This is a genomic window from Polyangiaceae bacterium (assembly GCA_020633205.1).
Classification (GTDB): domain Bacteria; phylum Myxococcota_A; class Polyangia; order Polyangiales; family Polyangiaceae; genus JAHBVY01.
The window spans coordinates 56,998-82,017 of the sequence record JACKEB010000016.1 but is presented as its reverse complement, the minus strand read 5'-3'; the positions used below and the strand labels follow the sequence as shown (position 1 = coordinate 82,017).

The following is a 25,020-nucleotide window of genomic DNA, read 5'->3' as shown; positions in this document are numbered from 1 at the left end:
TCGATGTCGAAGCATAAGCCCGTTTGGGGAAGCACGGCCGAACCCGCCTACGGGTTTATCCGCGCTTTTGACCGCTGGGCCTGCGGCGAGCTACCCTTGCTCGTTACGAACTGCCCTGCGCAGCTGGTGAGAGCACCAGCGCGCACACGTCGGGAAGCACGTCGGTATGGCTGAATTTGCATGGGAAGCGCGAGCGCGCAGCGGGGAAATCCGCAAGGGCGTGATGGAGGCGGACACTGAAGACGCCGTCAACGCCAAGCTCCGCCAGCAGCAGCTGAACCCAGTCAAGGTCAAGAAGCGCGGCAAGGCACTCAACATCCAGTTCGGCTCCGGCGTGAGCACCAAGGAGCTGGTCACCTTCACCCGCTTGTTCTCGACCATGGTCGACGCCGGGTTGCCACTGGTGCAGTGCCTCGACATCTTGGCTTCGCAGCAGAAGAACAAGATCTTCGCCAACTGTCTGCGGGACGTGAAGGCGTCGGTCGAGCAAGGCGCGACATTCAGCGATTCCCTGCGGCGACATCCCAAGATCTTCGACGAGCTGTTCGTCAACCTGGTTCAAGCTGGTGAGGTCGGCGGTATCTTGGACGCCATCATGTCTCGTCTCTCCGTCTACTTGGAGAAGCGAGCCAAACTGCTCAGCCAGGTGCGCGGTGCATTGGTTTACCCAAGCATCGTCATCCTCGTTGCAGTGGGCGTGATGACGATCCTGCTGACCTTCGTCATCCCGGCGTTCGAAGGCATGTTCAAGGACTTCGGCGGTGGCAAGGCGCAGCTCCCGAAGCTCACACAGATCATGATCAGCATGTCGAATGGCTTCATCAGCTATTCGCCCTTCATCGTGATCGGAGTGATCGCTATCGTCGCGGGCGTCAGCTACAGCTACCGCCAGCCGAAGGGGAAGTACTTCTGGCATCGGTTGATGCTGAACATCCCGGTGATTGGCCCGGTGCTGCGCAAGATCGCCGTCGCGCGCTTCACGCGCACCCTCGGCACCCTGCTGCAGTCCGGTGTGCCGATCCTGGACGCTTTGGAGATCTGCGCGAAGACCTCGGGCAACGTGCTCATCGAGGACGGCATCATGCACGTCCGCCGCAAGATCAGCGAAGGTAAGAACATGGCCGACCCGCTGATGGAGACCAAGGTCTTTCCGGATATGGTCGTACAGATGATCGCCGTCGGTGAACAGACCGGTGCGCTCGATCAGATGCTGAACAAGATCGCCGACTTCTACGAGGAAGAGACGGACATCGCGGTGGCTGCACTCACCAGCATGATCGAACCGATTCTGATGGTTGGTGTCGGCGGCATGGTCGGTGTCGTGCTTGCGGCGATGTACCTGCCCATCTTCGACCTCGCTGGTAACATCAAGGGCGACTAGCGGCGCGCCTAGAGCGCGCTCGATGAGCTCGGACGTTCTTGGCGCTGCATGGCTGTTTCCTTAGGGATACCCGACGCATTGGCTGGGGCGGCGCTCCCTCGCCGCCTCGTTTGGCTCACTGGCGGTCGCGTTCTGCTCTTGGCGCTGCTTCTCGGCTTGCTGGGGGGCTTGGGGCTGAAGGGCGATGCACTGGTGTTCGACCAGTTCACGCCGCGCGTGTCATTGGTCACGCTCCTGGCATCCTTCGTGCTCGCCGGCGTCTACAGCCTCGTGCTCCGCAGCGGGAAACACCTGGAGGTGCTGGCCGATCTCCAGGTGATCTTCGACCAGGTGGTGTGGACCGTGCTGGCGTACCTCTCCGGAGGGGCCTCGAGTGGCGCGGCGTCGCTCTACGGTTTGAGTTGCGCGGTGGGTGCGATCCTTACGGGTTTCCGTGGGGCAGGCATTGCCGCGGCGAGCGGCATCCTGTGTTACGGCGGTCTCGTCGCGTCGCTACATCTTGGATGGCTTGCCCCGCCGCCTGATCAGCCGGTTCAAGCCTATATCTACACGCCGAAGGAGCTAGGCTACTACGCGCTCTTGAACGCGTTGGTGATCGTCACGGTGATGCTGCTCAGCGGCACCCTGGCGGAGCGCTTGGCTAAGGCCGGAGGGCAGATCCAGGCGGCGGAGGAGCGCGCCGCGGAAGCCGAACGCATGGCTGCCCTCGGCCGCTTGGCAGCAGGCCTGGCCCATGAGATCCGCAATCCTCTGGGATCCATCTCGGGGTCGATCCAGCTCCTCAAGACCAGCTCGGGACTGGTAGAAGAGGACAAGCAGCTGTGTGAGATCATCCAGCGGGAGGCCTCTCGGCTCAACGACTTGGTCACCGACATGATGGACCTGTCGCGACCGCGCAAGCCCCAGCTGCGACCCATGGATTGGGCAATTACCGCACGGGAAGTCGCGGAGCTCTCCGCTACCTCAGGCCGCGCGGTGAGCGACGTGCGTGTGGTCTATCTGGGAGTGGACCACGCGTTCATCGAGGCGGACGGCGCGCAAATGCGCCAGCTCGTCTGGAACTTGGTGCGCAACGCGGTCCAAGCCAGCAGCGCCGGGGATGAGGTTCGCGTCCGGCTGAGTGAAAACGGGGACGACGAGTACTCCCTGGCCGTCGAAGACGATGGGATCGGTATCGAGGAAGAGGCGCGAGCTCGACTCTTCGATGCGTTCTTCACGACCCGCTCCAAGGGCACCGGCGTTGGCCTAGCCGTGGTCAAGCGCATCGCCGACGAGCACGGTTTTCAGATCGAGGTCGACAGCAGCGAGGGTCAGGGAGCGACCTTCAGGGTACGCGCCCGGCGAGTCGAGCCACCGGATGCCAGTCAGGTGTGACTCACGGACCACGCCTCGCAGGTCACACCCCGCTTGGCCCCACAGGAGGTGCTGAGCATAAAAAAGCCGCGACAGTTTGCCGCGCCGGGCGCGGCAAATTGCTTTGATTTTCGCCTGATTGGCGCCACATCGACGGACATTCTAACGCTCGGCGCCCGGGTGGCTTTGAAGGTTTGGCACTGGGGTTGCGTAAAACCCCCTGGAACCCATGAATGGCAGACCGAACATGAACCGAAAGACGTTCCTCTCCCTCTTTGCGATGCTGGCTCTCTTCCTGCTGCCCAGCGCCGCCTTCGCCAAAGGCAAGGCGGAGTCCTTCGTCCAACAGCGCCAGTCCGAGCTGGTGAAGCTGATGAAGGCGGGCGACAACAAGGAAAAGATCCACGCTGTCTTCGATCAAATCCTCGACTACGACACGCTCGCCAAGAAGTCCCTCGGCTCTTCCACGTGGAAGAAGCGCAGCGACGCTGAGCGTGAAGAGTTCAGGGGCCTGCTGAAGGACCTCGTCCGGCAGGCCTACGAAAAGAACCTGCGCAAGACGCTCAACTACCAGGTGAGCTTCGAGGGCGAAGACAAGTCCGGCACCAAGTACCTCGTGAAGACGGTTGCCAAGAGCAAGACGGACAAGCGCGAGGAGCCTCTCAGCATCGACTACGTGGTCGCGACCGAGGGTGGCAGCCTGAAGATCATCGACATCGTCACCGAAGGCAGCAGCCTGACCCGCGGCTACCGCAGCCAGTTCAAGCGCATCTTGAAGAAGAAGGGCTGGGACGAACTGATCCGCTTGATGAAGAAGAAGCGCGACGCTTCGTGAAGCTCCTCACGAACTCATTCGATTGAGTCAGAATCCCAGTCGCTGAGGGCCGCCCATGGGCGGCCCTCTTTCGTTTTCGCGTGCCTGCGTTTCCGGGACGGGCGCGACCCAATCGGGTGAGGAGGCTCGGACTCGCTGACCAGGAGCGTCCCAAGTTTCTTTTTGGGGGAGGGAGCAGCGCCAAGCGCCGGAAAGAAGCGTCGACTGCCCTCGGACTGGTAAACTCCTCGAAGCTTTGTCTTCACGCGCCGTCCGTGCCCCCAAACGCCCCGTCACCGCCAGCGAAGCGAGTGATCGGGCCCCGATCCGCCTCGCGGTCGCCCGCGGTGCGCTGGGACTCGAGGTGTACGAAGCCGTGGAAGTGGGGCCGCTCAAGGTTCACGGCCTCACAATCAGCCTCCCCGGCCTGGCATTTCCGGTCGATCTGTCTGGTGGCGTGCCCGTGTTTCGTCATCGGCGGGGTGAGTTCGAGTGCGCCGAACTGGAGCTTGGGATGGCCGACCTCGAGCGCTGGACGCGCACGAGCCTCGGCCACGCTCTCGGGGTGAGCGAGCCGGTTCGCGCGACGTTCTGGGCGTTGCCGGGAGGCATTGGTGTCGGCGTAGCGCATGGGACCCGCGCCCTGGCATTCGACGTGCTGTGGGCTCCCATGGACGATCACGCCCGCCTCGTGGTGAGCGACGAGCGCGGCGTGGGGCTTGGAACTCCGCCCCTTGGGCCCGCGCTGCGCGTGATGGACTCCTTGCTCGGTAGGGTGGCCGTGCGACGAGGCAGGGTGTTCGAGGTGGAGGACGTCGCGCATCAACTCGCGCGAGCGATCCTGCCCGCGCTGGGTGTACGTGCCGCGTCCGCCATTGGAGTGCGCCTCGGCGGCCTCGAGGCCGAAACCGATCGCTTTCGGGTGCGCCTCGACCAGCGGCTACCGCCTCCGGCGAACGGAGCGCGGGTCATCCGCGCGTTGGAGGTGGCGGAGCTAGCCAGCGACGCCGATGACCAGCAGGCAGCGGGCAACATCGATTCCGCGCGGCAGTCCTATATGGAGGCGCTAGAGCGCGCACCTCGGCACCCCGTGTTGGCCCGACAGGTGGCAGAGATCGATGCCTGGGTGGAGGGTCGGCAGGAGGCAGCGCTCGGCCTGGTGGTTGAAACTGGCCCGGTCGCCGAGTGTGGTGTGGTCGGGGTCGAGTTGCTCGCCCACTCCGGGGACGTTTCCGGGGCACTAGGGGCCGCGGAGGCGCTTGCGACCGCGGAGGTTTATGCGCCCTTGGCGTCGTTGATGTGGCTCAGGCTCGCAGAACTGACGCTGGAGACCGGGGAGCGCTTTCGCGCGCTGGATCAGGCGGTCGCTCGGTGGCCTGGCCAGGCCAGTGCGCGTTGGGCGCGTCTGACAGCGCGTCTCGGCCGCGGTGACGTGCAAGGCGCGATGTCCGACGTGGAGCACCTTGAAGCTGCGGCCATCGGTGCCCTGGCGCGCAATACCGTTTGCTTGCACGCTGGTCGGCGACTGCTCGAGGCTGGTTTCCTCAAGGAAGCAGGTAAGGTGTTCGAGCGGGCGCTGCGCTACTGTCCTGACGACGCTGAAGCAACCTGGGGTCTCGCAAAGGCCTTTTCTGATGCCGGTCGAGGCACTCGTGCTGCGGCACTGCTTGAGCGGGCGATCGAACTGGGCGAAGCTCAAGACCGCGTACCCCCGGGCGCGTTGCTCGACTTGGCGCGGGTTCTAAGCGAGCTAGGAGATATTCCAGCGGCCATCGCGCGCCTACGTCAGGTCCCAGCGCGGGTGCCCGAAGAACTCGAAGCGCGCGGGGTGGAAGCTCGCCTGCGCGCCAAGCTCGGCGACCTTGCTGGCGCGAGCCTCGCGTTCGCACGCCTCCGCGACCTGGTCGAGCTCGAGCCCAGCGTGGACGCTCGGAGTGCAGCGAGTTGGCTCAGCGAGGCGGCACGCTTCGAGCAGGACCGTCAAGGGGACGTGATGGCGGCAGAGCGGCACTTGGCGATCGCCCTTAGGCGTGCTCCTCACGATGTCGAGGTGGCGACCGCGTATCGCGAGGTGGCGGCCGAGGTGGCGCGACTAGAGCGCGCACGCCAGGCGGCGCTGCGCCAGCTGAGTCAGACGTCTTACCAACCCACGGCGCTCGCGGAGCCGCCGGCGCTGGAGCCGGAGCCAGAACGCGCCGATACGCAAGCGCCCCCCTCGGATCCTGCGGAGCTCCACGCAAAGGTCGAGCGTCTGCGGAGTCGCCTCGAAGCCGACCCGGACGATGACGCGACGGCTCTCGAACTCGCGATCGCCCTGGAGCGCCTCGAGCGCGACCTGGAGCTCTTCGCACTTCTTTCCGCGAGGATTGAAGACGTAGGTCCCTCCGAGGTGGACGCTCTGCGTCCGTTGCTGATTGGGGTGCTGATGCGTCTCCGCGATTCGGCGCTTGCGGAGGGCCGGCAAGGGGAAGCCGAACTCTACGCCATGCAGCTCGGACGCTGGTCTACGCGCTGAGTTCAGACGACAGAGTTCAGACGACCGGGTCGAGCCCGTCGGGTGGAACCAGCTCGATCAAACCAAAGTCCCCAGCGCACAGCAGCCCGACGCCTGGCTTGAAGTGCAGAGCCCTAACCCGAGGATCTTGCTCGGCCGCCTGGGGCCCGATCACGGCGATACTCTGCACACTGAACTCCAGTGGGTCGATCGCATAGATCCGGCTCTCGTCGATCGCAGCGTCGTAGCACGCCGCGAACAGGCGCAGGCCGGGACCGTTCGCGTCGCTCAGTCGTCCACTGGTCAGCGCGCTCAGTCCGAGTAGCTGTCCAACCTCACTGAACGTCAGCCCGCCATCGGTCGAGAGCGTGAGGCCGGCGCGCTCGTTGCCCAGGGCGATCAGGCTCCCACGGCTGTGCACCTTCAAGTCGTGGCTGCGCAACCACGCTAGGGGAGGCTGCTCGGTGTCGATCGGAAGCCATGTGTTCCCGCCATCGAGTGAGCGACACAGTCGGTCCGACTTGCTGACGCCAAGGGTGGGGAAGCTCCCATGCGCGAGACGTGTGAGTAGCGGCGCAGTGACCAACGCGCGCCATACTCCGGAGGCCGCCGCCCCGGCGTCCTTCAACTGATACAGCGTGCCATCCAAGCCTACGGCTAGTAGAGCGCCGGCTTCCTCTCCGCTCGCCTCGACCTGTACGACTCGGGAGCTCAGCTCCTGTAGTTGACCATCCAGCCACACCCGACCCGCCAGGTCGAGCCACACGTTGCCGTGTGGAAGCTGGACAAGATCGCGCACATCGGACTCGGCGAGCTGCTCCTGGGGTGCTACCGCCCACACTCCGGAGCCGCCACACAAGAGCCGCGGTCCATCGCTGATGCAACAGCTCGGCTGGTCGAATACTGGCGTCTGGTGCCAGGGCTCTTGGACGTCTTCAGGCTCCTCCAGGCTGAAGTCGCTGAAGTCGCCCTCCTCTTCGGCGTCGACTCCCAGATCCGGTAGTTGTTCGGTTTCGAGGGTTGGCGCTTCCAGGGGGCCTTCGGAGTCGTCGTTCCAGTCTTGGTCGATTTCCCCTGCGGAAATTCCCATCCAGTCACCTAGCTCGACGCCGGGCTCATCGTCGTCGGCGTCTGCGTCCGGCAGATTCAACAGCGCTGCATACTCGAGCTCGGGTTCTGGGTCGTCGTCCTCGAGGTCTTCGGCTCCGAGCGCGGCGATCTCGATACCCAGGTCGAGCTCGGGGCCCGCTGCCTCGTCGCCGTCTTCCTCTTCGACACTTGTCAGCCAGTCGCTGTAGTCGATGTCCTTGGGGGGCTCCTCATCGGCTTCCAAGGGCGGCAGCGGAGGCAGCTCGACCTCCTCTTCGAGATCGCTCGGGACCAACTGGAAGCGCAACATGTTCCGGGGTAGTACGGCCAGCTATGGCGCAAGGCAAGGCCGTGCCCCCGTTGATCGGAGACGAACTACTCACGCGCAGGATCCGCGTGCGTGCGAAGGACGTCGTCTATTTGAAGGGGATCCTGGAAGCGAGCGAAGGGCTCGCCCACGTCTTCGCAGAGCACGGTGGCGATCTGGTCATCGCGACGCACCCCTCCCAGATCCAAGAGCTGGATCGCGTACTAGCGGATTTGGCTCCTGAGCTTGGATGGGAGCCGACCTAGTGAGGCGAATCTGTGATTCGCTGAACAAGTCAACACAGCGTTTCCTCGTCTCAAAAGTAGTGCGAAGGCGCAAAACTCGTGCGCCCACACCCTCAGGGGGCGGGCGAGTTTTGCAGCGAACTACGGAGACAGGACACTAGCTCGGCGCTGCGGGCGGCCGCGCGGCTGTGAGGAACGGCCCGGCTGTGGGCAACCTGTGGGGCTCATCCGTCCCGGGTGGGGCGTCACCGATCTTTGGCGAGGGTGTCGTTGCGAGGTCCAGACTCTTCGCCTATAGCCTGACCCACGTGTTGCCGCGTCACGACTCCTGCTCGGGAGGCTCGAGACGCGGAGTCACTGCGTTTCGAGTTGTCACGACTATTCTATGGCTGAGCCACCCAAGGCCCCTGAGCCCGATGAAGTGAGATTGCCGCGGCGCAGTCCCTCCTCTGCGGACATGACGCCGCTGCCAACGGCAGCGCGATCTGGGGTGGATGCGCGTGTGGTCGACGCGTGGTGCGCTTGGCTCGACGCTCTGGCGAGTGACGCCGAAGCGGCGCTGGCCGCGGCCATGGCGTACAAGGCCTTAGACGACGATGGGCGGGACCGTTGGTTGGACGTGCTCGAGCAGGACTCACAGCGCGTCAACGTCCCCCGTATCGCTGTCTACGCGCCGCTCTTGTCGGTGGAATCTGAATCCGCGCGGAGGCGCCGCATCGAGCAGGCGATTGGACCTGACGATGGCACGGCGAGCCCGCGAGGTGCCCTGCGTTGTTTACGTGGGGAAATGAGCGGCGCGATGCGCGTGGCGACCATCGTGAGCCCGCTGTACCTGGACTTCGTCCAGGTGTTGGCTTGCAGCTATAGTGAGCGCAGCGGGTTCGCCTGGGTAAAGCACGACCCCATCGTTGACGGCGCGAAGGCGCCCAGTGCGGGGGACGTCATCGGTGGCGTGCGCCTCGAAGCAACTCCGCTCAAGTCGGTCGTCGACGAGTTGGCTCACGCCATCATCGCTCACCAGCGAGCTGGGCATGAGCTGCCTGAGGCGCTGCGTATCTTCGCAGATCTGTTTGGTCAGCAACCTGAGCCGAGCTCCCAACCTCCCCCTCGAGCATGATGCGCTGCAGGGCGTGGGTGATTGCGCTGCTCCTGGGCAGCGTCGTGTGCGGCTGTTCGGGCGCTGCGGAAAGCCTCGGGCCAGGCGGCGAGTCGCCGAGCGGCTCCACGGTTCGCTTCGATTTCCCGCTACCCGGTGGCGGTCACGTGGGCTCACGGGAGACCGCCGGTCGCGCCACGGCTGTGGTCTTCATCACTACCTTCGACTTGCCCTCCCAGGCCCTGGCGAAGCGCCTTGATGACGTGCTGCGCTCCCACAAACCTCGGGCGAACGGAGTCGCCGTGGTGCTCGAGGCACCGAAGTATGCGGAACTCGCCCAGGCGTTCGGTGAGTCCCTTGGCTTGAGCTACCCCGTGGCGATGGCGGATCAAGCTGCGCTGGAAGGAGAAGGCCCTTTCGGTGACATCCGCGAGGTGCCAGTGATGGTCGTCCTCGACTATCAGGGCCACGAAGTCGCGCGCTATTCCGGCGTGGCATCGGTGGAACAAATCGAAGACGCGCTGAGCCGCGGCTCACGCTAGCGATGGCCCCAGCGGGGGTCCGCCTTGCTTTTTCACCAGCCGAACGTGCGCTGACTTGTTATGTCTTCGCCGCTCGGCGCTCTTGGTCGGCCAACGGAGATAGAGATGAAAAAGAACGTGAAGAAGGTGGTGCTCGCCTATTCGGGTGGGCTGGATACCAGCGTGATCCTGCTCTGGCTCAAGGAGACCTACGGCTGTGAGGTCGTGGCTTGGTGCGCCGACGTGGGACAGGCGGAGGAACTCGACGGCTTGGAGGCCAAGGCTCTCAAGACCGGCGCCGTCCAGTACGTTCAGGCGGACCTGCGCGAGGCCTTCGTGCGTGACTTCGTCTTCCCAGCGTTCCGAGCGAACTGCCTCTACGAAGGCGAGTACCTGCTCGGCACGTCTCTCGCCCGGCCGTGCATCATCGAGGGCATGATGAAGACGGTGGCGGACGTCGGCGCCGATGCCATCGCCCACGGTGCCACGGGGAAAGGCAACGACCAAGTGCGCTTCGAGCTCGGCGCGATGCACTTCGACCCCGCCGTCTCCGTCATTGCACCCTGGCGCGAGTGGGACCTGAAGAGCCGCACCGATTGCATCGAATACGCGAAGGCGCGGGGCGTGCCGGTCACAGCCACCGCAGAAAAGCCCTACTCGATGGATCGGAACTCCCTCCACATCTCCTTCGAGGGCGGTATCCTCGAGGATCCGTGGGCTGAGCCGCCCAAGGATATGTTCCTGCTGACGGTGGACCCCGAGGACGCGCCGAACAAGCCGACCTACGTGGAGATCGGCTTTGAGAAGGGCACGCCGGTTAGCGTTGACGGTGAGGCGTTGGGGCCCGCAGCTTTGCTCGGCCGCCTGAACGAGATCGCAGGCGCGAACGGCGTCGGCCGCGTGGATATCGTGGAGAACCGCTTCGTCGGCATGAAGTCGCGCGGGGTGTACGAGACGCCCGGTGGCACCTTGCTGCAGCGGGCGCACCGCGCACTGGAGTCGCTGACCCTGGACCGCGAGGAAATGCGCATCCGAGACGGTTTGATCCCCGAGTACTCCACCATCGTCTACCGGGGGCTGTGGTTCTCTCCGGAGCGCGAGATGCTGCAGACGATGATGGACTCCATTCAAGCGACGGTGACCGGCACGGTGCGGCTCAAGCTCTACAAGGGCGGCGTTCAGGTCGTGGGGCGCAAGAGCCCGGAATCCCTGTATCGTGAGGAGTTTGCGACCTTCGAGCGTGACGACGTCTACAATCAGGCCGACGCGGAGGGCTTCATTCGCCTGAACGCGTTGCGCTTGCGGATCCGCTCCATGCGCGAGAAGGCCCGGCGCAGCAGCTGAGTTGACTCGCGTTCGAACGCAAGCCGGCGCGCGGGCGCCAACACGGACGGGAGCCGTCGGGGAACGACGGTCCCGTCGGCGCTTGCGTTCGGCTTAGACTGTGGTGCTGCAGGCTAAACACAGGTGAGGTGATACGGATGCGTGATGCCGCTGGCTTTGCGCTTGCGGAGCACCCTCACCCCCGAAAAAACTTCAACCGGTCCCAAACACCCTGACGAATCTTCCCGGATGGAGCCGCAACCCAGTTAGCGTTGAGGCGAACAACGACCGAAATAAAGTAGACAGTTGAACCTTTAACTTTTAATCAGAGGTCCCTGCTCAACTGGGTTCAAGCCAAACGCTGGTTTGTTCACGCTGGCCGAGAGGCCGGTAAGCAGGCTAAGGTTGACCGAGCTTTGGAGGCACGAGAACCGTGGCGCAGACTTCTTCCCGCATCACCTTTGGCTTGTTTTGGGCGCTCTCAGGCGCATTGGCGCTGAGCTGCGCGGAGAGCGAAAAACAGGGGATCTTCACCCTGGACGGCGGCACGACCGGCGGCTCTGCCGGATCCGGCGCAAGCGGTGGCAACGGCGGCACCGCGGCAGGCGGCTCGGGTAACACGGGCAACGGCGGCTCGGGCAACACCGGCAACGGCGGTTCGGGCAACGCGGGCACCGGTGGGATCCCGGACGCCGGTTGCAACCCGGTGTTCTGCCCCAACACGGGCTTCGGCACTCCTTGCTGTCAGCCGAACGGCGCTTGCGGCGTCGATCTCGGAATGGGCTGTCAGGATCAGCCCTCGACCATGGATGCGAACGGCGGCAGCACTGGCTTTGGCGGCAGCTCTGGCTCGGGTGGCACCACGAGTAGTGGCGGTTCCGCGGGGAGCTCCGGTAGCGGTGGCTCAGCTGGTTCGTCCGGCGCGAGCAGCGGTGGCTCAGCCGGCACGAGTAGCGGTGGCACCAGCGGTGGCTCAGCAGGCACGAGCAGCGGTGGCACGAGCAGCGCAGGCGCGAGCAGCGGCGGTTCAGCTGGTAGCTCCACCTGAAGCAGTGCTGCTAGCCTCCTTGGCATGAGCCAACTGTTCTTGGTCCGTCACGGCCAGGCCTCGTTCCTGGCGGCGGACTACGATGAGCTGTCTTCCCACGGGCGCGCGCAGTCGCGGGCGCTGGGTGTTTTCTGGAAGCAACAGGGCCTGCGCTTGGACCGTGTGATTTGCGGCCCACGACGCCGCCAGCGTGACACTGCGCTCGAGTGTCTGGAGGTGTTTGCTCCGGAGCTTCGCGACCAGTTGGAGGAAGAGCGCGCGTTCGACGAACATCCCGGCGAGTTCCTGCTGAAGGACTGTTTCCAAGCGGTAATGGATGCCGACCCAGAGGTTGGCAAGCTGGCTCAGGCGGTGGCGGCCGCGGCGGACCGCAAGGCGCGAGCACGGGCAACCGAGCTGGTCTTACAGCGCACCATGCGGTTGTGGTCTCGCGGCGCGTTTGCCACCGGGGAGCTCGAGACCTGGCAGGCGTTTCGCGAGCGCTTGGCGGCTGCGCTCGAACGCATCACTTCGGCACCAGGCAGCGGCCAGAACGTGGCGGTGTTCAGCTCCGGAGGCGCGATTGGTGCGCTGATCGCTGGGATTTTGGGGGTGAGGGAAGAGGCCGCGCTGGAACTGGGGTACGCCGTCCAGAACACGAGCGTCAGCGAGCTGCGCTACTCGGGCGCACAGCGGGTTACCCTCAGTCGCTTCAATTCCCTAGCGCACTTGCCGGACCCTGAGTCCTGGACCTACCGCTAGCGAGTGGTTCACGGAGAGCAGGGTCGGTTGCGCTGCCGCGACCGACACGATTGTGTAGCCTAATCGCCGTGAGCGATCGCCAACTCAGCCTGTTCGACGAACCGGAGCCGCCGGGACTCGATACCTCCGCTGACGCGGCGCTGATGTCTCAGCTTGGAGAGACCGTGCGCATGGGCACCTCGTCTTGGACATTTCCAGGCTGGGCGGGGGTCGTCTACGCGGGGCATCCGAGCGAGCGTGAACTCATGCAGCGCGGCCTGGCGGAGTATGCTCGTCACCCGCTGTTTCGCACCGTGGGCATCGACCGCTCCTACTATCGCCCACTGGTCGAGAAGGATCTGCGCGAGTACTCCGAACAGTTGCCGCGCGGATTCCGCTGCTTGCACAAGGTGTACGGTCGGATCACGAGCGCCGTGGACCCGCGCACCCGCGAGGCGAACCCCGATTTTTTCAATGTGAAGCTCTTGGAGCAGGAGGTGCTGGGACCGCTCGAACGACACTTTGCGGACCACCTGGGGCCGCTGGTGTTCGAGTTGATGCCGCTTCATCAACCCGAGCTACCCAGTGACGAGCGCTTCATCGAGAAGCTCGGCGGCTTCCTGCGGCGCTTGCCGCGAGGTTTTCACTACGCGATCGAGCTCAGAAATCGCGAGCTTCTGCTGCCCGAGTACATCGAGCTCCTGCATCGCCACGGCGTGAGCCATGTGTTCAACTTCTGGGAGCGCATGCCGAAGCTAGGCGAACAGCTGGCTCTGCCCGGTTTGCTCGAAGCCGGCGACGTGGCCGTCTCGCGGCTGATGATTCCTCCGGGAAAACGCTACATGAAGCGCAAGGAAACGTTGGCCCCTTTCGACGAGCTTCGGGATCCTCAGCCGGGCATGCGGCGGGACGTGATGGAGCTGGTGCTGGCGACGGAGCGCCTCGGCAAGGTGGTGTACATCATCGCCAACAACAAGGCGGAAGGTTGCAGCCCGCTGACGCTGCGCGCCCTGGCAGAAGAGCTCGTGCGGCGCGCCATCGCGCGTCCGGCCGAAGCTGACGGAGGCCGCGCGGGGTGAGCAAGGCGCTGCCTCCTGAAGCCGCGCCGGAGCTGCTCGCGTCTGCGCAGGCCCTGGCGGCCCAGGTGGAGTTGCCGGCGCGGGCTCCTAGCATTGCCTTTGGCACGGCGGGCTGGACAGACCCGAGCCTGATCAAGAGCCACCGCTTCTATCCGCGTGGCAAGAGTTCGCCGGAAGACCGCCTCAAGTTTTACGCGACTCAGTTCGAGTTGGTCGAGGTGGACGCCACCTACTACACCTTGCTCGACCCTCAGACGGTTGCGCGCTGGGTGGAGTGGACCCCCGCGACGTTTCACTTCGACGTGAAGAGTCACCCGGTGCTCACGGGCCACCCCGTGGATATCGCGCGCTCCCCTGGTGACCTAGCGCCCCTGCTGCGGGAAGTCGCCGGGGACAAACCACGTGTCTATCCCAAAGACCTACCCCAAGAAATCCGCAGGGAATTGGTTCGGCGTTTCTTGGAACAGCTCGAGCCCATCCGGGCCGCGGGGCGCCTTGGCTGCGTGATGTTGCAGTTTCCGCCGTGGTTTCAGGCCACCCGCGGAAACGCGCGCTACATCGAGGGCCTCCGCAACGAAGTAGGTGATGTGCCCCTGTCCGTGGAGTTTCGCAACCCGAGCTGGCTTTCGGCGGAGCGCCGCAGCCGAGTGCTCGATCTGTTGCGCGGCCAAAAGCTGAGCTACGTGATCGTCGATGAACCCGACGTCCCCCTCGGTGGCGTGCCTCCGACCGCACTGGTGACCGACCCGGAGCTCGCGCTGTTTCGCCTGCATGGCCACAACAGCGCAGGATGGAAACGCGGCAGCTCAGTCTGGGAGCGCTTCAACTACCTGTACTCACCCGCGGAGCTCCAGCGCTGGGTCCCCACGGTACGTGAGGTCCGCGAGCGGGCGCAGCAGGTGCACGTGGTCTTCAACAACTGTGTCCGAGACTACGCTGTGCTTGGCGCGAAGGGCTTGGCGGCGTTGCTCCAGCATTCGCAGTTGACGGACGCGGGATCCGAGGCGCGACCAGCCAAGGGTTGACGGCGCGCCGCACGTGTTCGATTGTCCCCGGGCTGGGCAACCCCAGGAGGAAAGATTCAATGGCGAAGTTGGACGGAACGAAGACTCATCAAAACCTGAAGGACGCCTTTGCGGGCGAATCCCAGGCCAATCGTCGCTACCTGTACTTTGCAAAGGTTGCGGACATCGAAGGCCTCCCCGAGGTCGCTGGCTTGTTCAAGGACACGGCGGACGGCGAGACGGGTCACGCCCATGGGCACCTCGACTACCTCAAGGTGGTTGGCGATCCGGCGACGGGTGAGCCCATCGGCAGCACCGCGCTGAACCTCAAAGCGGCAGTCACCGGCGAGACCCACGAGTACGAGACCATGTACCCGGGTATGGCCAAGACCGCTCGTGAAGAGGGCTTCGACGACATCGCGGAGTGGTTCGAGACCTTGGCGAAGGCCGAGAAGAGCCACGCCGGAAAGTTCCAGAAGGCGCTCGACGAGCTCGACTGAGACACGCCGCGGCTTCGAGTCGATGAAGTAGTCTTTGGGCTCGATGGGTTCGCGAATGCGGACGCATCGGGCCCAAGGCGTTTTGTTGCGGTGGCGGAAACTCAGCGCGCCTCGAAACGTCGCGGGCGAGGAGGCTCGTTTGCGACGGAAGTCGAGGTATAAGGCGCCTTGTATGAGCAAGATCCCCGAACGCCGACCCAAGCGTGACCCCGAGTGGAACCCCAACCACGACCGCTACTGGGACGCGGTAGACTTGGAGGACGAGCTACGGCGAACCTTTCAGATTTGCCACGAGTGCCGCATGTGCGTGAACTACTGCGGCTCCTTCCCGATCCTGTTCAACGCGGTGGACAAGGACATCGACTCGAACCGCGCAGAGGGCGTCGAGGCTCTGGGCCCCGAGGTGTTCGTGGATGTCAGCGAACACTGCTGGCAGTGCAAGCTCTGCTACATCAAGTGCCCCTACACGGACGCCGACGACGCCTACGAGCTGCTCGACTTCCCGCGCTTGATGGCGAGAGAAAAGGCGCAGCGCGCCCGACGCGACGGCATCCCGCTGGTCGATCAAATCCTCGGGGAACCGAAGCTCGTCGGTGCGGCTGGCGCTGGCCCGCAGGCCAATATGGCGAACCTGATCAACGCGAACCGCCTGGTGCGCAAGGTCACGGAAAAGGTCACTGGCATCTCCTCGGAGTTCCCCTTGCCACCCATGGCGTCCGAGCCGTTCGGTAAGTGGTTCGACAAACACGAACCGCTGAAGCAGGCGGGAGAGAACGGCTCCGTGGTGCTCTTCAGTACTTGTTACGGCGACTTCAATTTCCCCGAGGTACCGCGCCACGCGGTGCTTGTGCTCGAACACAACGGCTACAGCGTCGAGTGGACTTCGGAGCAAGCGTGTTGCGGCATGCCGAACCTCGACGGAGGTGACGTGGCGGCCGCCCAGGCCAAGATCCGCAAGAACGTAGAGATCTTGCTGCCCCATGTGCGCGAGGGTCGAAAGATCGTCGTGCCCGGCCCGACCTGCGGCTACACGATGAAGCACGAGTGGCCGGTTTACCTCGACACGCCAGAGGCGAAAGAGGTCGCAGGCGCCGTGGTGGACCTGATGGAGTTCCTGGAGGGGTTGCGCAAGAGCCACGACCTGGAGCTCGAGTTTTCACGCAGCCTCGGCAGCGTCGGCTACCACGCCGCATGTCACTTGCGCGCACAGAAGATCGGCACTCCCGGCGCGCGGCTGCTCGGCAAGGTTCCCGACACCTCAGTCAAGGTCGTCCAGGAGTGCTCCGCGGTGGACGGCACCTGGGGCATGAAGGCCGCCTACTACGAAGAGGGTCGGAAGTACGCGCAGCGCATGACCCGGGGCATGGAAGAGGGCGAGTACGACCTGTTCGTCGGAGACTGCAACCTCGCGGGTCAGCGCTTGCTCGGGGAAACTGGCAAGCCGATGGTGCATCCCATCACCGCGCTGGCGTGGGCCTACGGCTTGGACTCTCCGTCAGCCGATCGCAGCAAGCAGGCTGGTTGACGAAGCCAACTGCCTGAACCAAGGAACTAGCTATGCAACTCGTGGAACGCGGAGAAATCCTAGGCCTCAGGGAGTACGAAGAAGTCCGCCCGCATTTTCGCGCGCGGGTCATTGCCCTGAAGAAACAGCGTCGCGTGGCGCTCGGGAGCAACGTCACCCTGGTGTTCGAGAACCACGACACCGTGCTCTTGCAGGTGCAGGAAATGCTGCGCACCGAGCGCATCAGCAAAGAAGCGGCGATCCAGCATGAGATCGACACCTACAACGACCTGGTGCCGAAGCCCGGGCACCTCAGCGCGACGGCGATGATCGAGTACCCAGATCCCGCGGAGCGCGACGCCATGCTGGCGAAGCTCGTGGGGGTCGAGGCCAAGTTCTACATCGAGGCCGCCGGCGAGCGCTGCTACAGCGAGAGCGATCTGCGCACCGTGAAGGCGGAGCGTACCACCGCCGTCCACTACCTGCGCTTTCCGCTGACTCCCGCCGTACAAGCCGCGATTCAGGCCAAGGCCACAGGTGTTGCCGTGGGGATCGATCATCCGGCGTCTAGCGTGCGCACGGAGCTGGACGCGGCAGCTCTACAAAGCCTCGCCGAAGACTTCGACTGAGCCGGAGACGTGCTCGGGGGTGAGGTCAGCCAGGTGCTTCCTCACCCCCCCAAAAAAACACGCAGCTCCAGCAACGCGTGAGCTCAGCGCTCAAAGCCGTAGCGCGCGAGCAAGTCCTTGGGCACGCGCGTTGGGCGCCGACGCTGAACGTCGATCATGGCCCAGGTGGTCTCGGCGCTGACCAGCAACCTGCGCCGCCCGTCAGGCTCGGTGCGGTGGAAGCGCGTGCTACGGCGACTCGTCGCTCCCCGGACGTCGTCGATCCACGTAGTGACCTCGAGCTCTTGACCCTCAAGCGCTTCCGCGAGGTAATCAATTTCGTGGCGCCGCACCACCCACAGCAAGCCCAGCTTCTGGTAGGCGCTGAAGCCAAGGCCCACGCTCTCCGAATGCGCGGTGGCGATGCGGCTCACCCAGCGGACCCACTCCAAGTTGCTGACGTGGCCAAGCTCGTCGATTGCCTCGTGAAGGACGCAAAAACGCTGCGAAAACACCTTCGCGGTGGTCGCGTCTGGATCCGCGTGAGGCTGCGTATCGCTCATGTTGTTGCTCGTCATTGGCTTCCGCACACCGCAGATAGCACGGCACCTCGCGGAGGTGCTGCGGCGGCTGGCGTGGTACGTACAATCAAACGCTGGTCAAACCTGTGGTGACACGAGTGCGAAGCAACTGACGCGCTCTGACAAAGACGTGCTGAGAAGGTGCCAACCTCGCGGCATCCAGGTAAAACATAGGGGTGGCAGGCAGTTTTTCGAGCCCCTCCGTGTTGGGCCTGTTCGCATCCAAGAGTCCAGCATCGCCGAGCAGCACGGTGAGTCGCCTGCGAGCGCACACCCGTGAAGCGCTGGCTTTCGCGCGTCAGGCATCGCTCATCCACTTGGACTTTGGCGCTGTATTACCTACGGAAACTCGCGCTGGCGATCACGTCGTCGTGCTCCTGCACGGACTGTTCGCAACCGCTGGCGTGTTGCGCCCGTTGCGCAAACGCATCGAGAACGAAACCGGCGCGCACACCGCGAGCTTCAGTTACCTGCCAGGCCCGGGCGTGAACCGTCTTGGTGTCGATCTCGCTTCCCTGGTGAAGCGACTCCCCGCTGAAACCCACCTGCACCTCGTGGGTCACAGCCTGGGAGGCGTCGTCGCGCGTTACTTCGTACAGGAGTTGGGTGGCGACCCGCGAGTGCGCCAGACAGTCAGCCTGGGCAGCCCGTTCGGCGGAACGGATCATGCGCGCTTGATGCCGGCGACTGCGGGGCGCGACATCAGTCCGGGCAGTTCGATTCTGGAGCGCGTGGTGAGCGCCGCCAACCAGCACGCTCACGTTCCGCACTTGTCGATATCCGGTGCGGACGACCAAGTGGTCACTGGTTTCAGCCACTTGCCGGGTTCAGAGCACGTGGAGCTTGCCGACTGCGGGCACAACGGCCTGTTGTACGATTCGCGCGCCGCAGATCTGGTCGTGAAGCGCATTCGGACGGCCATCGACGGGTCGTTGGTGCGAAATCCAGCGGCTTGATGTGCGCTCCTGACAATTCCTGACGCGGTCGCGGCGCACTGACGCGCAACCTTCCAGCCCGCCTCAGCGCAAAAATCAGAGGGTTTCCGCCAAGTTTGTGGTACGCGGGCCGCTCGATGCACGAGCTGCCAGGCACCCAATCTCGAGTCGGCGCCACCGCCCAAGTGCTGTGGGGGCAGTCGCGAACCCATCGGCGAATCGCGCCCACCAAGGGCCGCCGGTACGCCGCGCGGCTGCACAACGGCGCGCTTGGGGCGGCGACCCTACTCGCTGCGCTGGGCGTGAGCGGCGCGGCGCGGGCCGACGTCTCTTCTTGGCTCTATCTGGGAGGCGGGGCGTCGCGCCTAGATGACCGTTCCGCCGAGCCGCGGTTCTCGCCGGATCTGCAGCTGGACACCGGGATCGGTACACCGCCAGCGGACAGCCTGATCTTCGGTGGGCTGTTCCGCATGCAGACGCACTTTGGTCGCGGCACAGACTTGGGTTTGCTGGTGCGCGGGGCCACCCACGGATTCGTCAATGGTGACTGGGGGTTGGCGGTCGACGCTGGACCCTATGTGCGCTGGTGGGGGGTGGGCTCGAATGGTGTTTGGGGCGGCCTCAACCTTGGCGCTCCGTGGGGAATCACCGCCAGCGCAAACGCTGGCTTCGGTAGCGAGGAGAGCCAGACCTACAGCTTCACCATTGGCATCGATTTCGCGCGCCTCACGGTGTACCGGCGGAGCGGCGAAGAATGGTGGCGCAATCCATTCCCTGCGTATCGCCCTGACGAAAAGTTCTAGCTGACTGGGCCGCGACTCGAGGGCGCAACCGCAGCTCGAACCCAACCGCAGCTCGAACCCAACCGCAGCTCGAACCCAACCGCAGCTCGAACCCAACCGCAGCTCGAACCCAACCGCAGCTCGGTCATACAACCCGGGTCGCGAAAGACCTCGCGAAAGACCGACCCCGCAGCTGCATCTCAAGCAGCTGCATCTCAGGCAGCTGGCGGCCAAAGCACGGGCGTCCGGACGCGTTTGCGTGTAGTCTAGGACGATCTATGGCTGACTCTCCGGTGAAAGAAGGCGACATCCTCGCGGGTAAATACCGGGTGGAGCGCGTCCTGGGTGAAGGCGGAATGGGCGTGGTTGTGTCGGCTTGGCACACCGAACTCGACCAACGCGTCGCCATGAAGTTCTTGCTGCCCGAGCTGGCAGAGCGCGGTGATGCCGCTGAGCGTTTCCGGCGGGAAGCGCGCGCGGCTGTCAAGATCAAGAGCGAACACGTCGCCCGTGTGGTTGACGTGGGCACCCTCGAAGTAGGCGTGCCGTATATGGTGATGGAGTTCCTGGAAGGTCACGACCTGTCTGAAGAACTCTCCCGTCGCGGCACGCTGGACGTCGAGGAGGCCGTAGAGTTCGTGTTGCAGGCCTGTGAGGCAATCGCAGAGGCCCACTCCGTCGGCATCGTGCACCGTGATCTCAAGCCCGCGAACTTGTTCATCACTCAGCGCGCAGACGGCAGTCGCATCATCAAGGTGCTGGACTTCGGGATCAGTAAGACGCTTGGGGGCGGCATGGACATGTCGCTGACGCGCACCGCCGCGATCATCGGCTCGCCCCTCTATATGTCGCCGGAGCAGATGGACTCCGCCAAGGATGTCGATCAGCGCACCGACATCTGGTCCCTTGGCGTCATCCTTTACGAGCTGCTCGCGGGCAAGCCGCCGTTTTCGGGCAACTCGATCCCTCAGCTGTGCGCCGCGTTGCTGAACGACACGCCGACACCCCTAACGCACTTCCGTGGGGATATCTCCGAGGAGCTGAACCAGGCCGTCCTCCACTGCTTGGAGAAGTCAATCGACACTCGCTACTCCACGGTGGCCGAGCTGGTTAGCGCTCTTGGCGGCTTTGGTCCTCCTGGCAGCATCGTCTCCGTGGAGCGGGTGCAGCGCGTGCTGGGCCACTCCGTGGTCCGCAGCTCCCCGGGAGGGAGTGCACCGGTGATGACGGGGGCGCGCACCGTCGCGTCGGGGCCGAGTCAGTCTTCGGGACTCCTTTCTTCGCCGAACCTCGAGGTGATCGCCGTCCCCGTGCCGCCGCGCCCCAGCAGCCAGGGCGTGGATGCCGCTTCCCAAGGGGGAAACACAATCGCCAACTGGGGCCGCACCGGTGCTGGCTCGGAGGCGCCCAAGCGCGGGCCGTGGATGTGGATTGGCGGCGCTGGAGCCGCGTTGGTTGTCGGTGTAGCCGCGCTCTGGGCTGTGGGCACCAGCACCAGCTCGGCGGCGCCCGAACCTGCGGCTCAGGCCCCGGTTGAGGCGATGGCTGCGGCACCCGTGGAGCCCGCCGAGGCGCAGCCCGCCGAGGCGCAGCCTGCCGCACCGCAGCCTGCACAGGCAGCGGAGGCGCAGCCTGAAGCCGAGGGAGCGGCTGGCGAGCCAGCGCCCTCAGCCAGCGCTGAGGTCGCGGCGGCTGCCAAGCCACAGACCACGGCGGCGAAGCCGGCGCCCAAACCCGTTGCCAAACCCGCCGCCAAACCAACTGCTAAGCCCGCATCCCAGAAGCCGCCACAGAAGCCGGCGGGCATCACCGACTTCGGCGGCCGCAACTAACAGCCGGCGCAAGCAGGCGCCGAGACAAGCTGGCGCCGCGCGTGCGTCGGTCGAATCAAGCCGCGCCCAAACATGCCGCGCCCAAACATGCCGCGCCGAAACAAGCCGCGCCCAAACGTGCCGCGCCAAGCGGCGCGTGAGCGTTGAGCTGACTGTTCACGCGGAGAGCGTTGCGAAAGCAGGCACGGATTGGTGTACGCTGACCGTATGTTGGGAAGGTACGGCCAGGGCTGGCGAGGGATCAGGCGCGCGGCGGCGTGCGCGTTGGTCCCCCTGATGATGTGCAGTGCCGGGGTAGCATCAGCCCAGAGCGGCGAGCAGCGGGCCGCAGCGGAGGCGCTGTTTCGCCAAGGAAAACAGCTGATGATTGACGGCAAGTTCAGCGAAGCTTGCCCCAAGCTCGAGCAGAGCAATCGCATCGACCCAGCGATCGGCACGCTCTTGTACCTCGCGGAGTGCTACGAGAAAGAGGGCAAGACCGCCAGTGCGTGGGCCACGTTCAGCGAAGCCTCCAGCAAGGCGCAGGCTGAAGGTCAAACAGACCGTGCGGAAATGGGGCGCTCCCGAGCTCAAGCATTGGAGCCCAAGCTGTCACGGCTCAGCCTGCAAGTGGGAGCCGAGGCGCGGGCGATCCCCGGCTATCAGGTGAAGCGCAGTGGAGAGGTCGTGGATGCCTCGCTGTGGGGAGTCCCGGTGCCGATAGACCCTGGAGAGTACGCCATCGTGATCAGTGCGCCCGGCTATCAGGAATACTCGATCAAGGTGCGGGTCGAGGGTGAAGGTAAGACCGTGGAGGCTCAGCTCCCGGCGCTGATCAAGGCCAAGGGGGAGCCAGCGGCCGAGGCGCCGCCAGAAACGCCGCCACCCGCGGTCACGCCGACGCCTGCGCCCGCGCCTGGGCCGCGCGGGGACGAAGGCACCAGCGACGGGTCGGGACAGCGCACGGCGGGGATCATCGTAGGTGGTCTCGGGCTTGCGGGTATCGCAGTGGGTAGCGTGTTCGGATTGCAGGCCATCTCGAAGAACAGCGACGCCGAGAAGTTTTGTCCGCGCGGAAGCGAGTGCGACAGCCAGCAAGGTGTGGATCTGACGGACGACGCCAAGAGCGCGGCCACGGTGTCCAACATCGCGTTTGGCGTGGGAGCTGCGGCGCTCATCGGCGGCTTGGTGCTCTACTTCACTGCGCCGGACAAACCCCAAGCGGCGCGGCTGCAGCGCAATCGCTGGCAGGTCTCACCGGTTTTTGGTGGCGGCACGACTGGCTTTGGCTTCATGGGAGCGTTCCAGTGAGGTCGACTGACGCCAAAAAGGGCGCGCGGGTTGCTGGTATCGTGCTGCGTACGGCGCTGGGCGCGGTGCTCCTCGGCGCCTTCGCTTCCGCTGGCTGCCAGAGCATCGCCGGTATCGAAGATCGCACCTTTGATCCCAACGGCGGCACCGGCGGTACCAGCAGCGAGCTATGCACGACGTACTGCGACGCCATCATGAGCGCCTGCACAGGCACCCTCGCGCAGTATGCTTCCGTAGATACTTGCATGGCCACCTGTGCGGCGCTTCCTGCCGGAAACAGTGGGGACACCAGCGGAGACAACGTCGAGTGCCGCGTACGCCAAGCTCGACTCGCAGCTTCTACTGGTGAGCCCGCGGTGCACTGCCCAAACGCCGGCCCTGGAGGCAACGGCGCGTGCGGGACGAACTGCGAGTCTTACTGCCTGTTGTTCGCCAAAGCCTGCCCCGAGGACGCGGATTTGGTGCTCGACTGCCCCGCGAGCTGTGAAGGCTTGAAGGATCGTGGCGCCCTCGACGTCGAGCTCGATCACGGCGGAGACACCCTGCAGTGCCGCCTGGTGCACACCTCGTCGGCGCTGGTGGACCCCATCGTGCACTGTAGCCACGCGCAGCTCGCGCCAATCGCCGGGGAGTGGTGCACGGAGCCTGCCGAAGCGACCCCAAGCTGTGATGACTACTGCCGTCTGGTGACGGTCGCTTGCACTGGGGACGACGCGGTCTACGACAGCGAAGCCCAGTGCAAGAAGGCGTGCGCGAGCTTCACGCCTGGAGCGACCACCGACACCACGGAGGACACTCTCGGTTGCCGCAAGTACCACTCTTACAACTCCATCGCGGCACCTAGCATTCACTGTCCGCACGCGAGCGTTGGCGGAGATGGGCACTGCGGCACCACCAACTGCCCGGCTTACTGCCAGCTCTTGGAAGCGACTTGTGCGGAGGATTTCGGCACCACCTTCGTCGATCAGGCTGGCTGCTTGGCCGCGTGCGCCAGCGTGGATGGTGCAGACAAGGACTCCGGCTTCAGCGTTACGGTGCCGGACGGAAACACGCTCCAGTGCCGTATCCGACACCTGCTGCAGGCGACGGGTGACGCCACGGAGTGCGCCAGCGCCATCGGCGCTGGCAAATGTCAGTGAGCGTCTGACCAGGCTTCAGGCCGCGTCGAGGGCGCTGACCAAGCGATCCAGGTCTTGCTTGGTGTGGCGCTCGGTGACCGCGATCAAGAGGCAGTCCGCTTGGCTCTCGTCGCTGCGGCCCAAGTTGTAGCCCGCGATGATGCCTTGGGCCTCGAGCTTCTCGCACACGGCGCGGGCGTTTCCTCCGCGCACCCGAACGGCGAACTCGTTGAAGGTGGGGGCGGCTTCGTAGACCGCGCTGTAACCGTCCAGCTCGAGGATGCGGCCACGCAGGTAGCTTGCCTTGGCGAGGCACGCCTCGGAGACCTTCTGGAAGCCGACCTTGCCGAGCAGCGAGGTGCGGATCGCCAGCGCAAGGGCGATCAGCCCTTGGTTGGTGCAGATGTTGCTCGTCGCGCGTTCCCTGCGGATATGCTGCTCGCGGGTAGCTAGAGTCAGCACGAAGCCACGCTGGCCGTCGCTGTCCGTGGTCTCGCCGGCGATGCGGCCTGGCAGCTGCTGCAAGAACTTGCGGTCGTTGCGGCAGGCGAAGAGGCCCACGCCAGGGCCACCGAACTGCGGCGGCACCGCCAGCGCCTGGCCTTCGCCGACGGCGATGTCGGCGCCAAGCGCGCCCGGTGACTCAGCGACGCCGAGGGCATACGGCTCGCTCGTCGTGGTGACGAGCAGCGCCCCCTTATCGTGAGCAACCTGAGCCAGCTCGCGCAAGTCGCTGAGCGTGCCGTAGAAGCTCGGGTACCCGACCATGACAGCAGCCGTGGTGTCGTCGATGGCTTCCCGCAGGGCTGCCAGGTCGCAGCCGCCGTCTTTACCCACGGAAACAACGCTGAGGGAGGCTTCCTCGCCGCGACCGGAGAGGTACGTGCGGGTCACCTCGATGTAGTCCGGATGCACGCAGCGGCTGGCGATCAGCTTGTCACGCCCGGTCAGGCGGCGTGCCATCTGCGCCGCTTCGGCCGTCGCGCTCGCGCCGTCGTACATGCTCGCGTTGGCCAGGGGCAGGCCGAAGAGCTCGCTGACGATGGTCTGGAACTCCCAGATCGCTTGCAGCGTGCCCTGAGCGACCTCGGGCTGGTAAGGCGTGTAAGCCGTGAGGAACTCGCTGCGGAGGAGCAGCTGATCCACCGCGGGGGGGATGTGATGGTGGTACATCCCCGCGCCGAGGAAGGAGAGCATCTCTGCACCGGTGCTTTTCCGCGCGAGATCTTCCAAATGAGCCATCAGCGCCGGCTCTTCCAGCGCGGGTGGCACCTGCAGCAGACCCTTGAAGCGCGCGCTGTCAGGGATGGTGCCGAACAGCTCGTCCAAGGAACTCTTGCCGATCACCTGAAGCATTTCGGTGATCTCTTCGGGGGTCTGCGGCAGGTAACGCATA

Annotated in this window: 23 protein-coding genes; 20 read left to right on the top strand and 3 right to left on the bottom strand. The window is 64.9% G+C overall.

The window, feature by feature from the left end:
• Nucleotides 1-166 precede the first annotated feature (166 nt).
• From H6718_25085 to H6718_25070, 4 genes are all read left to right on the top strand, one after another.
• Nucleotides 167-1,381 carry a type II secretion system F family protein gene (locus H6718_25085; GenBank protein MCB9588709.1) on the top strand — a complete coding sequence of 405 codons (1,215 nt, stop codon included), beginning with the start codon at nt 167-169 and terminating at the stop codon, nt 1,379-1,381.
• 48 nt (nt 1,382-1,429) lie between these two features.
• Entirely contained in the window at nt 1,430-2,755 is a 1,326-nt protein-coding gene (locus tag H6718_25080) for a two-component sensor histidine kinase (protein MCB9588708.1), read from the top strand.
• 226 nt (nt 2,756-2,981) lie between these two features.
• Complete coding sequence (locus H6718_25075) at nt 2,982-3,569, top strand: ABC transporter substrate-binding protein (GenBank protein ID MCB9588707.1); 588 nt, start codon at nt 2,982-2,984, stop codon at nt 3,567-3,569.
• A gap of 235 nt (nt 3,570-3,804) precedes the next feature.
• Complete coding sequence (locus H6718_25070; protein ID MCB9588706.1) at nt 3,805-6,063, top strand: tetratricopeptide repeat protein; 2,259 nt, start codon at nt 3,805-3,807, stop codon at nt 6,061-6,063.
• Nucleotides 6,064-6,079: 16 nt separating this feature from the next.
• Here the strand turns inward: H6718_25070 and H6718_25065 are convergent, their stop codons facing one another.
• A complete protein-coding gene (locus H6718_25065; GenBank protein ID MCB9588705.1) occupies nt 6,080-7,441 on the bottom strand; it encodes a hypothetical protein in 1,362 nt (453 codons plus the stop codon).
• Nucleotides 7,442-7,464: 23 nt separating this feature from the next.
• Between H6718_25065 and H6718_25060 the strand changes: the two genes are divergently transcribed.
• The 11 genes from H6718_25060 to H6718_25010 all read left to right on the top strand — a co-directional run bounded on the left by H6718_25060 (nt 7,465) and on the right by H6718_25010 (nt 17,107).
• Entirely contained in the window at nt 7,465-7,704 is a 240-nt protein-coding gene (locus tag H6718_25060; protein MCB9588704.1) for a DUF4911 domain-containing protein, read from the top strand.
• Nucleotides 7,705-8,068: 364 nt separating this feature from the next.
• Nucleotides 8,069-8,800, top strand: coding sequence for a hypothetical protein (locus tag H6718_25055; protein MCB9588703.1), 732 nt, complete (start codon nt 8,069-8,071; stop codon nt 8,798-8,800).
• The gene (locus H6718_25050; GenBank protein MCB9588702.1) at nt 8,797-9,321 is read left to right on the top strand and encodes a hypothetical protein; all 525 of its coding nucleotides are present in this window, start codon (nt 8,797-8,799) and stop codon (nt 9,319-9,321) included. The genes H6718_25055 and H6718_25050 overlap by 4 nt, the downstream gene beginning before the upstream one ends.
• Nucleotides 9,322-9,426: 105 nt before the next feature.
• Complete coding sequence (locus tag H6718_25045; protein MCB9588701.1) at nt 9,427-10,644, top strand: argininosuccinate synthase; 1,218 nt, start codon at nt 9,427-9,429, stop codon at nt 10,642-10,644.
• A 412-nt stretch (nt 10,645-11,056) separates the two neighbouring features.
• The gene (locus H6718_25040) at nt 11,057-11,671 is read left to right on the top strand and encodes a hypothetical protein (protein ID MCB9588700.1); all 615 of its coding nucleotides are present in this window, start codon (nt 11,057-11,059) and stop codon (nt 11,669-11,671) included.
• A gap of 24 nt (nt 11,672-11,695) precedes the next feature.
• Nucleotides 11,696-12,412, top strand: coding sequence for a histidine phosphatase family protein (locus H6718_25035; protein ID MCB9588699.1), 717 nt, complete (start codon nt 11,696-11,698; stop codon nt 12,410-12,412).
• Nucleotides 12,413-12,480: 68 nt separating this feature from the next.
• Nucleotides 12,481-13,470 (top strand): DUF72 domain-containing protein, encoded by a 990-nt coding sequence (locus H6718_25030; protein ID MCB9588698.1) that lies wholly within the window; start codon nt 12,481-12,483, stop codon nt 13,468-13,470.
• Nucleotides 13,467-14,495, top strand: a complete 1,029-nt coding sequence (locus tag H6718_25025; GenBank protein MCB9588697.1) for a DUF72 domain-containing protein — start codon at nt 13,467-13,469, stop codon at nt 14,493-14,495. The genes H6718_25030 and H6718_25025 overlap by 4 nt, the downstream gene beginning before the upstream one ends.
• 59 nt (nt 14,496-14,554) lie before the next feature.
• A complete protein-coding gene (locus tag H6718_25020) occupies nt 14,555-14,974 on the top strand; it encodes a rubrerythrin (GenBank protein MCB9588696.1) in 420 nt (139 codons plus the stop codon).
• A 172-nt stretch (nt 14,975-15,146) separates the two neighbouring features.
• The gene (locus H6718_25015; GenBank protein ID MCB9588695.1) at nt 15,147-16,499 is read left to right on the top strand and encodes a hypothetical protein; all 1,353 of its coding nucleotides are present in this window, start codon (nt 15,147-15,149) and stop codon (nt 16,497-16,499) included.
• A gap of 32 nt (nt 16,500-16,531) precedes the next feature.
• Entirely contained in the window at nt 16,532-17,107 is a 576-nt protein-coding gene (locus H6718_25010; protein MCB9588694.1) for a DUF3501 family protein, read from the top strand.
• Between the two features lie 83 nt (nt 17,108-17,190).
• Here the strand turns inward: H6718_25010 and H6718_25005 are convergent, their stop codons facing one another.
• On the bottom strand, nt 17,191-17,664 hold the full coding sequence (locus H6718_25005; protein ID MCB9588693.1) for an acyl-CoA thioesterase: 474 nt from the start codon (nt 17,662-17,664) through the stop codon (nt 17,191-17,193).
• A 254-nt stretch (nt 17,665-17,918) separates the two neighbouring features.
• Between H6718_25005 and H6718_25000 the strand changes: the two genes are divergently transcribed.
• The 5 genes from H6718_25000 (at nt 17,919) to H6718_24980 (ending at nt 23,645) form a co-directional block, all read left to right on the top strand.
• Nucleotides 17,919-18,623, top strand: a complete 705-nt coding sequence (locus tag H6718_25000; GenBank protein ID MCB9588692.1) for a hypothetical protein — start codon at nt 17,919-17,921, stop codon at nt 18,621-18,623.
• A gap of 116 nt (nt 18,624-18,739) precedes the next feature.
• Nucleotides 18,740-19,405, top strand: a complete 666-nt coding sequence (locus tag H6718_24995) for a hypothetical protein (GenBank protein MCB9588691.1) — start codon at nt 18,740-18,742, stop codon at nt 19,403-19,405.
• A gap of 257 nt (nt 19,406-19,662) precedes the next feature.
• Entirely contained in the window at nt 19,663-21,216 is a 1,554-nt protein-coding gene (locus H6718_24990; GenBank protein ID MCB9588690.1) for a serine/threonine protein kinase, read from the top strand.
• A 363-nt stretch (nt 21,217-21,579) separates the two neighbouring features.
• Entirely contained in the window at nt 21,580-22,506 is a 927-nt protein-coding gene (locus H6718_24985) for a hypothetical protein (GenBank protein ID MCB9588689.1), read from the top strand.
• Complete coding sequence (locus tag H6718_24980) at nt 22,503-23,645, top strand: hypothetical protein (GenBank protein ID MCB9588688.1); 1,143 nt, start codon at nt 22,503-22,505, stop codon at nt 23,643-23,645. The genes H6718_24985 and H6718_24980 overlap by 4 nt, the downstream gene beginning before the upstream one ends.
• A 15-nt stretch (nt 23,646-23,660) precedes the next feature.
• On the opposite strand, the gene gcvPA is transcribed toward H6718_24980, so the two are convergent.
• Nucleotides 23,661-25,019, bottom strand: coding sequence for an aminomethyl-transferring glycine dehydrogenase subunit GcvPA (gene gcvPA / locus H6718_24975; protein ID MCB9588687.1), 1,359 nt, complete (start codon nt 25,017-25,019; stop codon nt 23,661-23,663).
• Nucleotide 25,020 lies beyond the last annotated feature (1 nt).

Excerpts from the sequence above, each read along its gene's own strand:
- H6718_25085 (MCB9588709.1), top strand. The coding sequence starts at position 167 with ATGGCTGAATTTGCATGGGAAGCGCGAGCGCGCAGCGGGGAAATCCGC.
- H6718_25080 (MCB9588708.1), top strand. The coding sequence starts at position 1,430 with ATGGCTGTTTCCTTAGGGATACCCGACGCATTGGCTGGGGCGGCGCTC.
- H6718_25075 (MCB9588707.1), top strand. The coding sequence starts at position 2,982 with ATGAACCGAAAGACGTTCCTCTCCCTCTTTGCGATGCTGGCTCTCTTC.
- H6718_25065 (MCB9588705.1), bottom strand. The coding sequence starts at position 7,441 with ATGTTGCGCTTCCAGTTGGTCCCGAGCGATCTCGAAGAGGAGGTCGAG.
- H6718_25060 (MCB9588704.1), top strand. The coding sequence starts at position 7,465 with ATGGCGCAAGGCAAGGCCGTGCCCCCGTTGATCGGAGACGAACTACTC.
- H6718_25055 (MCB9588703.1), top strand. The coding sequence starts at position 8,069 with ATGGCTGAGCCACCCAAGGCCCCTGAGCCCGATGAAGTGAGATTGCCG.
- H6718_25050 (MCB9588702.1), top strand. The coding sequence starts at position 8,797 with ATGATGCGCTGCAGGGCGTGGGTGATTGCGCTGCTCCTGGGCAGCGTC.
- H6718_25045 (MCB9588701.1), top strand. The coding sequence starts at position 9,427 with ATGAAAAAGAACGTGAAGAAGGTGGTGCTCGCCTATTCGGGTGGGCTG.
- H6718_25035 (MCB9588699.1), top strand. The coding sequence starts at position 11,696 with ATGAGCCAACTGTTCTTGGTCCGTCACGGCCAGGCCTCGTTCCTGGCG.
- H6718_25020 (MCB9588696.1), top strand. The coding sequence starts at position 14,555 with ATGGCGAAGTTGGACGGAACGAAGACTCATCAAAACCTGAAGGACGCC.
- H6718_25015 (MCB9588695.1), top strand. The coding sequence starts at position 15,147 with ATGAGCAAGATCCCCGAACGCCGACCCAAGCGTGACCCCGAGTGGAAC.
- H6718_25010 (MCB9588694.1), top strand. The coding sequence starts at position 16,532 with ATGCAACTCGTGGAACGCGGAGAAATCCTAGGCCTCAGGGAGTACGAA.
- H6718_25005 (MCB9588693.1), bottom strand. The coding sequence starts at position 17,664 with ATGACGAGCAACAACATGAGCGATACGCAGCCTCACGCGGATCCAGAC.
- H6718_24995 (MCB9588691.1), top strand. The coding sequence starts at position 18,740 with ATGCACGAGCTGCCAGGCACCCAATCTCGAGTCGGCGCCACCGCCCAA.
- H6718_24990 (MCB9588690.1), top strand. The coding sequence starts at position 19,663 with ATGGCTGACTCTCCGGTGAAAGAAGGCGACATCCTCGCGGGTAAATAC.
- H6718_24985 (MCB9588689.1), top strand. The coding sequence starts at position 21,580 with ATGATTGACGGCAAGTTCAGCGAAGCTTGCCCCAAGCTCGAGCAGAGC.
- gcvPA (MCB9588687.1), bottom strand. The coding sequence starts at position 25,019 with ATGCGTTACCTGCCGCAGACCCCCGAAGAGATCACCGAAATGCTTCAG.